This window comes from Frigoribacterium sp. VKM Ac-1396 (assembly GCF_015350895.1).
Taxonomy (GTDB): Bacteria; Actinomycetota; Actinomycetes; order Actinomycetales; family Microbacteriaceae; genus Frigoribacterium.
The window spans coordinates 357,855-366,481 of record NZ_JADKSD010000003.1 but is presented as its reverse complement, the minus strand read 5'-3'; the positions used below and the strand labels follow the sequence as shown (position 1 = coordinate 366,481).

Here is an 8,627-nt window from a genome sequence, read left to right as displayed (position 1 = left end):
GCCGCTGGCCGTGTGCCATCCGACTGCGTTCAGCAGTGCCATCGAAGCTCGGCTGACGTTTCACGTGAAACGTCCGTCGCCGCGCGCGATCAGCGTTGGTGGTCGCTGACGGCCTTCTCGGCGAGGGCCGCGTAGAACATGCCGAGCTCGTAGCCGGCGGACTCGAGAGCCATGGGGACGAGAGACGTCTCGGTCAGTCCGGGCAACACGTTGACCTCGAGGAACCACGGGGTGCCGGCGGCATCGACGATGAGGTCGACCCGCGACAGGTGACGGAGGCCCAGCGCCTCGTGGACGGCCACGGCGGCCCGCGCGGCGGCGTCGGCAGCCGACGGGTCGAGGCGAGCGGGGGTGTAGAAGGTGGTCTCCCCCGCGTTGTACCGTGCCTCGAAACCGTAGAATCCCTGGCGAGGGACGATCTCGACGGCCGGCAGGGCGAGGGGGCCGTCGCCGGTGTCGATCACTCCGACGGCGATCTCGGTGCCGGTGATCTTCTGCTCGACGATGACGTCGTCGCAGTACGTGTAGGCGTCGACCATGGCACGCGGCAGCGAGCCAGCCTCGTCGACGACCGTCACGCCCTGCGCCGACCCGCCTCGTGCGGGTTTCACGACCACGGGCACCGGGTGCTCGTCGGCGATGGCCGCGAGTACGCCGACGGCCCCGAGCTCGCGGAACGCGTCGTGCGAGAGGGTGATGCCGCGGGGTGTGGAGACTCCGGCCCGCCGGGCCAGCTCTTTGGCTGTCGGCTTGTCCCATGCCAGTCGGGCGGCGGCCGCCGTGCTGCCGACGAAGGGGACGTCGAGGGCCTCGAGCAGCCCGCGCAGCGCGCCGTCTTCTCCACTGGCGCCGTGCAGGGCAGGCCAGACGACGTCGGGGCGGGACGTGGTCAGGTGCCCGAGCAACGAGGCGTCCGGGTCGCGGAGCTCCACCTCGATGCCGTGGGTCGAGAGACTGTCGACCACGCGCCTCCCGGATCTCAGCGAGACGTCGCGCTCGTGCGAGATGCCGCCGGCGAGGACGGTGACGGTGTGCAGCGGGCTCGATGCCATGGTGGGGCCCTCCTCGGGTCTCACGACGTCGAGCCGGGGCTCGCGTCGATCGACCAGGATGTGTGGAAAGTGCTGGTCAGTTGGTGTTCGGCGGCGGGACGACGACGCTCTGCGGGCGTGCGGCCGGGTTCGACAGGCTGGCGGACGAGAACGTGCGCACCAGGTCGAGTTCACCGTTGACGACGGCGGCGAGTCGGGCGACGCCGGTGCGGATCGACTCGGGGGTCGGGTAGCAGAACGAGAGGCGGATGTTCTGTCGGCCCTGGCCGTCGGCGAAGAAGGCCGTGCCGGGCGTGTAGGCGACGAGCTCCTTGACGGCACGGGGCAGCATCGCCTTCGAGTCGAGCTCGGGGGGCAGCCCGACCCAGACGAAGAAGCCGCCGTCGGGGACGTTCCAGCTGAGTGAGGGCAGGTACTCGCCGAGCGCCGAGATCATGGCGTCGCGTCGCTCGCGGTAGAGGCCCCGGAAGGTCTCGATCTGACCGCGCCAGTCGGCCTGGTCGAGGTACTCGGTGATGACGAACTGCCCGAACGAGTTGGGCGACAGCGTGGCCGACTCGTTGGCCAGGATGAGCTTCTCGCGGATGGCGTGCGGGGCCAGCGCCCACCCCACCCGGAAGCCCGGCGCGAGCGTCTTCGAGAACGAGCCGAGGTAGATGACGCCCTCGTCGTCGATCGAGCGCATCGCCTGCGGGGCGGGCTGGTCGAAGTAGAGCAGCCCGTACGGGTTGTCCTCGAGGACGAGGATGCCGGCCGAGCGGCAGATCTCGAGGATCTCGACGCGTCGGGCCCAGGTGAGCGTGACGCCGGCCGGGTTGTGGAAGTTCGGGATCGTGTAGAGGAACTTGATGCGGCCGCCGCGGGCCGCGACGCCGGCGATGGCCTCGCGCAGCGCCTCGGGCACGAGGCCGTGCTCGTCCATGGCGACGTGGACCACGTCGGCCTGGTAAGCCTTGAAGACGCCGAGGGCCCCGACGTAGCTCGGCGACTCGGCCAGCACGACGTCGCCGGGGTTGACGAACAGGCGGGTGACCAGGTCGAGGGCCTGCTGCGAGCCGGTCGTCACGACGACGTCGTCGGCGCTGCCGCGGATGCCCTCCATGGCCATGATCTGCATGATGTGCTCGCGGATGGCCGGGGTGCCCTGGCCGCTGCCGTACTGCATCGCCATCGCTCCCCCGTCGGCCATGACACGGTCGATGGCGCCGGTGACGAGCTCGCGGGGCAGGGCCGAGACGTAGGGCATGCCGCCGGCCAGCGAGACGACCTCGGGTCGCGAGGCGACGGCGAACAGGGCTCGGACCTCGGAGGCGCTGAGGCCGGCCGTACGGTCGGCGTACGAGTCGTACCACGGGTCGAGGTTGGTGCCCTTGTCGCTCATCGATGTCCCTGTTCTGTCAGAGGGTGCTGCGGTCAAGACTATGCCCGTCCGGGCCGGGGACGACGAGAGCCCGCCCAGCGCGTGCTGGGCGGGCTCTCGTCGTGGTGTCGGCGTCGACTACGCGATGAACTCCGCCAGGTCGGCCTCGAGGGCCGGCTTGGGCTTGGCGCCGATGACGGTCTTGACGACCTCGCCGCCGCGGTAGACCTTCATGGCCGGGATCGAGGTGATCTGGTACTTCATGGCGGTCTGCGGGTTGTCGTCGACGTTGAGCTTGACGATCTCGATCTTGTCGCCGTGCTCGGCGGCGATCTGGTCGAGGATGGGCGAGACGGCACGGCACGGGCCGCACCACTCGGCCCAGAAGTCGACCAGGATCGTCTTGTCGGAGTTGAGGACGTCGGCCTCGAAGGACGCGTCGGTCACTGCTTTGGCGCTGCTCATGGTGTTCCTTTCGTCAGGGTGATCTGGGTTGGCTTCAGGAGGCGCGGGTCAGGCGACCACGGACTCGGACGTCTCGACGCCCTCGGCCGACCCGATGGTCTGCTCGGCTAGAAAGGTCTGGTCGAGCGAGGCCAGGTAGTGCTCGACGTCGAGCGCCGCGACGGTGCCCGAGGCCGCGGCGGTGGCGGCCTGTCGGTACGTCGCGTCGATGACGTCACCCGCGGCGAAGACGCCCGTGAGGTTGGTCTTCGAGCTGCGGCCCTGCACGGCAATGGTGCCGTCCGAGGTGAGGTCGACCTGGCCGTGCACGAGGTGCACGCGGGGGTCGTTGCCGATGGCGATGAAGAGGCCGTCGAGGTCGAGGTCGCTCGTGCTGCCGTCGACCGTGTCGGTCAGGGTGACGCCGGTGGCCTTCTCGCCGCCGAGGATCGCCGTGACCTGCTTGTCGAACAAGAACTCGATCTTGTCGTTGGCGTGCGCCCTGTCTTGCATGATCTTGGACGCGCGCAGGCTGCTCGAGCGGTGGATCACGTAGACCTTCGAGGCGAAGCGGGTGAGGAACGTCGCTTCTTCCATCGCCGAGTCGCCGCCGCCGACGACGGCGATCGCCTTCTCCTTGAAGAAGAAGCCGTCGCACGTGGCGCACCAGCTGACGCCGCGGCCGCTCAGGCGCTCTTCGTCGGCGAGGCCGAGCTTGCGGTAGGCGCTGCCCGTGGCGAAGATCACCGTCAAACTCTCTTCGACCGTGCCGTTGCCCAGGGTGACCTTCTTGACGTCGCCGGTCAGGTCGACCGCGGTGACGTCGTCGAGCAGCACCTCGGCACCGAACTTCTCGGCCTGCTCCTGCATCTTGAACATGAGCTCGGGGCCCTGGATGCCGTCGGGGAACCCGGGGAAGTTCTCGACCTCGGTGGTCTTCATGAGCTCGCCGCCGGCCTCGACCGAGCTCGCGACGATGAGGGGGCGCAGACCGGCGCGGGCGGCGTAGATGCCGGCCGTGTAGCCGGCGGGGCCGGAGCCGATGATGATGACCTGGCGCATGGGCACCTTCCTGGGGATGGACTTCACGAGCGGGAAGACGACGGGCGAGTGGTGGCTCGCACGGTCGGATCCCTCGATCGTCTGGTGGAACGCATCCTACCGACGGCGCATTCCCGCCGGCCTGGCAGCCGGGATCAGCGGCGCAGGAGGCGCGAGACGGTGGGTGCGAGGCGCGAGGTCACCGGCGTGGTCAGCACCCGCAGCTCGGGGATTCGTGTGAACCAGAGCAGCGCCCCGTAGACCAGCCCCATGACGGCCCCGGCCACCACGACCGTCAGCACGCCCGGCACGCGGCCCGACTGGGCGAATCCGTCAGCGGAGAAACCCCCCAGTGCGGTCACGACGACGAGGCCGACGACGCCCGCGACGAGCGAGAAGACGAAGAACTGCACGTAGCGGCGCAGCACCCACCGACCGTCGATGCCACCGAGTCGGCCCTTGACCACCCAGAGGGCGACCACGGCCTGGCTCGACCCCGCGATCGAGGTGGTGATGGCGATGGCCATCGCGATGCGCTCGGGCGGCACGACGGCGGCCGAGATCGCGACGCCGGCCACGAAGATGCCCGACTGGACCAGCTGCAGGAAGAACGGGGTGCGCTGGTCGTGCATCGAGTAGAAGACCCGCTGGACGATGAAGAGCACGCTGAACAGGACGAGGCCCGGCATGTAGCCGAGGATGACCTGGGCCGTGCGGGTCGACCCGGCGAAGTCGACCTCGAAGAACCGCGCGAACGGGTAGGCGACGACGCACATCGCGACGGCCGCGAACACCATGAACATGCCGATGGCCCGCAGCGACTGCGACATGTCGACGCGCACGGCACGCAGGTCGCCGCGCGAGGCGTGCCCGCTCATGCGGGTGAAGTAGGCGGTGCCGATCGAGACGGCGATGATGCCGTGGGGCAGCATGAAGAGCAGCCAGGCGTTCGCGAGCACCGCGTTCGAGGCACCGACCTCGCTGCCGAGGGTCGCGACGCGGCTCTGCACGAGGCCGGCCAGCTGGGTCACGAGCACCATTCCGAAGAGCCAGCCCGCGGCCTTGCCGGTGGCGCCGAGGCCGACGCCCCGCCAGCGGAAGTCGGGACGGAACCCCAGGCCGGCCCGCCGCCAGAAGAGCAGCAGGAAGGCCGCCTGGGCCAGGACGCCCAGGGTGGCCGTCGCCGCGATCACGAGGATGCGGTCGGGCGTCCAGACGTCGACCACCGAGTTCTCGACGGCGCCGCCGAACAGCACCATGAAGACGACCAGGCCCACGATCGCCACGACGTTGTTGAGCACCGGGGCCCAGGTGAAGGGCCCGAAGACCTGCCGGGCGTTCAGCACCTCGCTGAGCAGCGAGTACATCGCGTAGAAGAAGATCTGCGGCAGGCACCAGTAGGCGAACGCCGTGGCCAGGGCGAGCTGGTCCGAGGTGAACCCCGCCCCGCCGTCGGTGCTCTGCTGGGCGTAGAGCCGGACGAGCACGGGGGCGAGCAGCGTGCCGACGAGGCCGACGACCGCGAAGACGATGGTGCCGAGGGTGACGATCTTGTTGACGAACCGCTGCCCGCCGTCGTCCGACGTCGCCGCCCGCACGATCTGCGGCACAAGCACCGCGCTGAGCAGACCGCCCGCGATCAGGGCGTAGATGTTGTTCGGCAGCTGGTTCGCGAGGGCGAACGAGTCCGCCGCCCGGCTCGCCGACTGCCCGATCGCCGCGGCCAGCACGGCCGCCTTCACGAAGCCGAGGACGCGCGAGACCATCGTCCCGGACGCGAGGAGGATGCTGGCGCGACCGAGACCGCCCTGGTTGCTCACATGGACTCCTGGACGGGCGGCGCGGCGGCCGCATCGGATGACGGCCCGGGCTCGGAGGCCGTCGCCTCGTCGCGCGCCTTCCGGCGCTTGCGGAAGGTGCGGTAGAGGCCACCGACGAACAGGGCGGCGAAGGCGACGCCGAAGATCCAGGTGATGGCGGTCTCCCACCCGGCCTGCACCGACAGCGGCAGCTCGACGGGAGTCGCGATGGCGATGCCCGACAGGCTGACGAGCTGCAACTGCACCGAGACGGTGCCGTTGGCCACGGACTGCACCGGCACGCTGACGCGGGTCTGCGACTGCGGCTGGATCGTCACCTCGATCGGGCTGCGCTCGATCGACAGGATCGAGTTCGACGGCGTGACGGCCAGCATGACCGTCGCGACGGAGTCGGTGCGGTTCTCGAGGTAGAGCGGCAGGGCCGACCGGTCGCCGAGGATCGAGATCGGCGACCCCTGGACGACGGCCACGAGACCCGAGGTCGCGGTCGCCTCGGCGACGGCGGAGGCGACCTCGGCGGGGAAGCCGTCGACGTTGTCTCGCCAGGCGTGCGAGGCGAGGGCCATGGTGCGCAGGCGGGCCGTCTCGGTCACCAGCTGCGGCTCGGCCAGGGCGGTCGAGAAGTCGACGACCTTCTGGTCGGCGGACACCAGGTCGCGCAACCGGGCGAGGCGGGCGTCGCTCTCGGGGCTGTCGACGACCGACGCCGTCGACGGGGTGCTCGCCAGCGCGTCGGTCAGCGTGGCACCGCTCACCCACGGCAGGGCGTCGACCGCCTGCAGCGTCCGGGTGAGGAACTGCCCCGTCGACGGCCACTCGCGCTCGAGCGTCGTCAGCAGGGTGCGGGCGTCGCTCGGCCGCTCGTAGGCGACGGTGGCGATCGTGGCGGACAGCCGGGCCATCATGGACTGCCATTCGGCGAGGGTCGTCGCCTCGGCCGCCTGGGTGAGCAGGGTCGACAGCGGGTCGTCCGAGACGACGGCCGGGACGCCGTCGATCGTGACGGCCGCGTTCTCGGTCGAGTCGCCCTCGACGTCGACGTTGCCGCTCGAGACGATGGTCGACGTGTACGAGCCGGCGGCGAACGCCGTGAGGTCGGCCGACACGACGGACGACTGGCGGGGCCAGACGACGCCCTGCTGGGTCCAGGGGAACTCGAGCAGCTGGTCGGTGGTCGGCAGGGTCACGCCGTCACCCGGGGTCTCGGACGGGGTCGGCTCGTCGGTCGGCTCGCCGGTGGACCCCTCGGTCGGCAGGGCGGTCGGGTCGGACCCGGCGACGCCCGTGCCCGAGCCGTCGTCGGCGGCGGGCGTCTCGTCGGTCGGCGCCTCGGTGGCGGTCTCGGTCGGCGCCGCCATGCCCTCGAAGCGGCTGGGGTCGACCAGCGTGTCGAGAGAGGTGACGGTCGGCACGGTCGAGGCGCCGGCCTGGCGCAGCCCGGCGAGGTCGGCGTCGGCGTACGCCAGGGGGAACATGTCGTTCGGCAGGGCCTCGAGCTCGGCGAGCCAGTCGAGGGCCGACTGCGGTGCCTCGGTGCCGAGCAGGCGGATCGAGGCGACGATCATCGGGTCGACGCCGAGGGTCGCCCCCGTGCCCGTCACGGCGTCGAGCTCGCGCCGCAGCACCCCGCCCTCGGAGGTGTAGGCGGCCAGGGCCGAGGCGTCGAGGACGCCGGTCTCGCTCTCGGGAGTCGTGATCGGCACGGCGACCGCGACGCGGGTCGGCTGGAAGCTGTCGGCCGGGTACCAGACCACGCTGCTGCGGGTCTGCGCCACCTGGCTGCCCGACGCGTCGAGCACGCGGGCACCGAGGGCCCGTGCGCCGAACGTCCGGCCGGTGAGGCCGAGGCGGTCGGCGGACACGACGACCGTGTCGAGCGCGACGGACGACCCGGCGGCGACCGCCGGCACGTCGACCTGCACGAGCTGGCGGCCGAGGTAGTCGTCGCCCGAGACGTCGTCGGGGTCGAGCCACGAGGCGAGCTTCGACCGGGTGGTGAACGGCTCGCGGTCGAGGTAGACCCTGGCCGTGCTCGCCGCCAGGTCGGAGTCGCCACCGTTCGTGACGGTGACGCCGAGGGTGAGGTCGTCGTCGGGGCGCAGCACGCCGTCGGAGGCCGGTTCGAGGGTCATCGTGACCCCGTCGCCGGTGGGTGCCGACGACGCCCGGGCCGACGTCGCGGGCAACCCCGCCGACACGACGAACACCGCCAGCAGGGCGGCGATCACGGCGAAGAAGAGTCTCATAGGCGTCAGGTGTCGACGGCGTCAGGGGCCGTTCGAGCATGCCGAGTCTAGGCAACGCGGACCGGGAAGCAGCGGCGAAGCGCCTGCGAGGCGGGGAGGGATGCGCCGTGAGGCGGGGAGGGACGCACCGCGAGGTGCGCGGGGGACTCAGCCCGCGCCTCCTCGGCTGTGGCAAGGTTGTCCGTCATGGACAGCGTCGCACGGGCCCTCACGCGACTGGACGAGCTGGCCGCCACCCCCCGCATCGAGAAGCTCGCCGCCGCGTTCGCCGCGGCCGGTCACGAGCTGGCCCTCGTCGGTGGTCCGGTGCGCGACGCCTTCGTCGGTCGGCCGGTCAACGACCTCGACTTCACCACCGACGCCGACCCCGACCAGATCCTCGCGATCGTCGTGCCGCTGGCCGAGGCGCACTGGGACGTCGGGCGCGCCTTCGGCACCATCGCCGCCCGCGTCGACGGCGAGACCGTCGAGATCACGACCTACCGCAGCGACGTCTACGACGGCGAGACCCGCAAGCCCGTCGTCGAGTTCGGCGACACCCTCGAGGGCGACCTCGTCCGACGCGACTTCACCGTCAACTCGATGGCGCTGCGGCTGCCCGAGCGCGTGCTGGTCGACCCGTCCGGCGGCGTCGAGGACCTGCTGCAGGCCCGGCTCGCCACCC

At 71.0% G+C, this 8,627-nt stretch carries 6 protein-coding genes and 1 pseudogene; 1 reads left to right on the top strand and 6 read right to left on the bottom strand.

What is annotated here, in order from left to right:
* Window positions 1-89: 89 nt before the first annotated feature.
* From ITJ55_RS13990 to ITJ55_RS13965, 6 genes are all read right to left on the bottom strand, one after another.
* Window positions 90-1,052 (bottom strand): D-alanine--D-alanine ligase, encoded by a 963-nt coding sequence (locus tag ITJ55_RS13990; protein ID WP_194595938.1) that lies wholly within the window; start codon window positions 1,050-1,052, stop codon window positions 90-92.
* Between the two features lie 76 nt (window positions 1,053-1,128).
* The gene (locus ITJ55_RS13985) at window positions 1,129-2,433 is read right to left on the bottom strand and encodes a PLP-dependent aminotransferase family protein (RefSeq protein WP_194595937.1); all 1,305 of its coding nucleotides are present in this window, start codon (window positions 2,431-2,433) and stop codon (window positions 1,129-1,131) included.
* A 117-nt stretch (window positions 2,434-2,550) separates the two neighbouring features.
* On the bottom strand, window positions 2,551-2,877 hold the full coding sequence (trxA, locus tag ITJ55_RS13980) for a thioredoxin (protein WP_043595317.1): 327 nt from the start codon (window positions 2,875-2,877) through the stop codon (window positions 2,551-2,553).
* A 48-nt stretch (window positions 2,878-2,925) separates the two neighbouring features.
* The gene (trxB, locus tag ITJ55_RS13975; protein ID WP_194595936.1) at window positions 2,926-3,918 is read right to left on the bottom strand and encodes a thioredoxin-disulfide reductase; all 993 of its coding nucleotides are present in this window, start codon (window positions 3,916-3,918) and stop codon (window positions 2,926-2,928) included.
* Between the two features lie 134 nt (window positions 3,919-4,052).
* Window positions 4,053-5,717 carry a murein biosynthesis integral membrane protein MurJ gene (gene murJ, locus ITJ55_RS13970; RefSeq protein ID WP_370544181.1) on the bottom strand — a complete coding sequence of 555 codons (1,665 nt, stop codon included), beginning with the start codon at window positions 5,715-5,717 and terminating at the stop codon, window positions 4,053-4,055.
* Window positions 5,714-7,963 carry a DUF6049 family protein gene (locus ITJ55_RS13965; protein WP_194595935.1) on the bottom strand — a complete coding sequence of 750 codons (2,250 nt, stop codon included), beginning with the start codon at window positions 7,961-7,963 and terminating at the stop codon, window positions 5,714-5,716. Before ITJ55_RS13965 ends, murJ begins: the two co-directional genes overlap by 4 nt.
* 186 nt (window positions 7,964-8,149) lie before the next feature.
* Between ITJ55_RS13965 and ITJ55_RS13960 the strand changes: the two are divergent.
* A pseudogene (locus ITJ55_RS13960) lies at window positions 8,150-8,627 on the top strand (CCA tRNA nucleotidyltransferase); the annotation flags it as partial.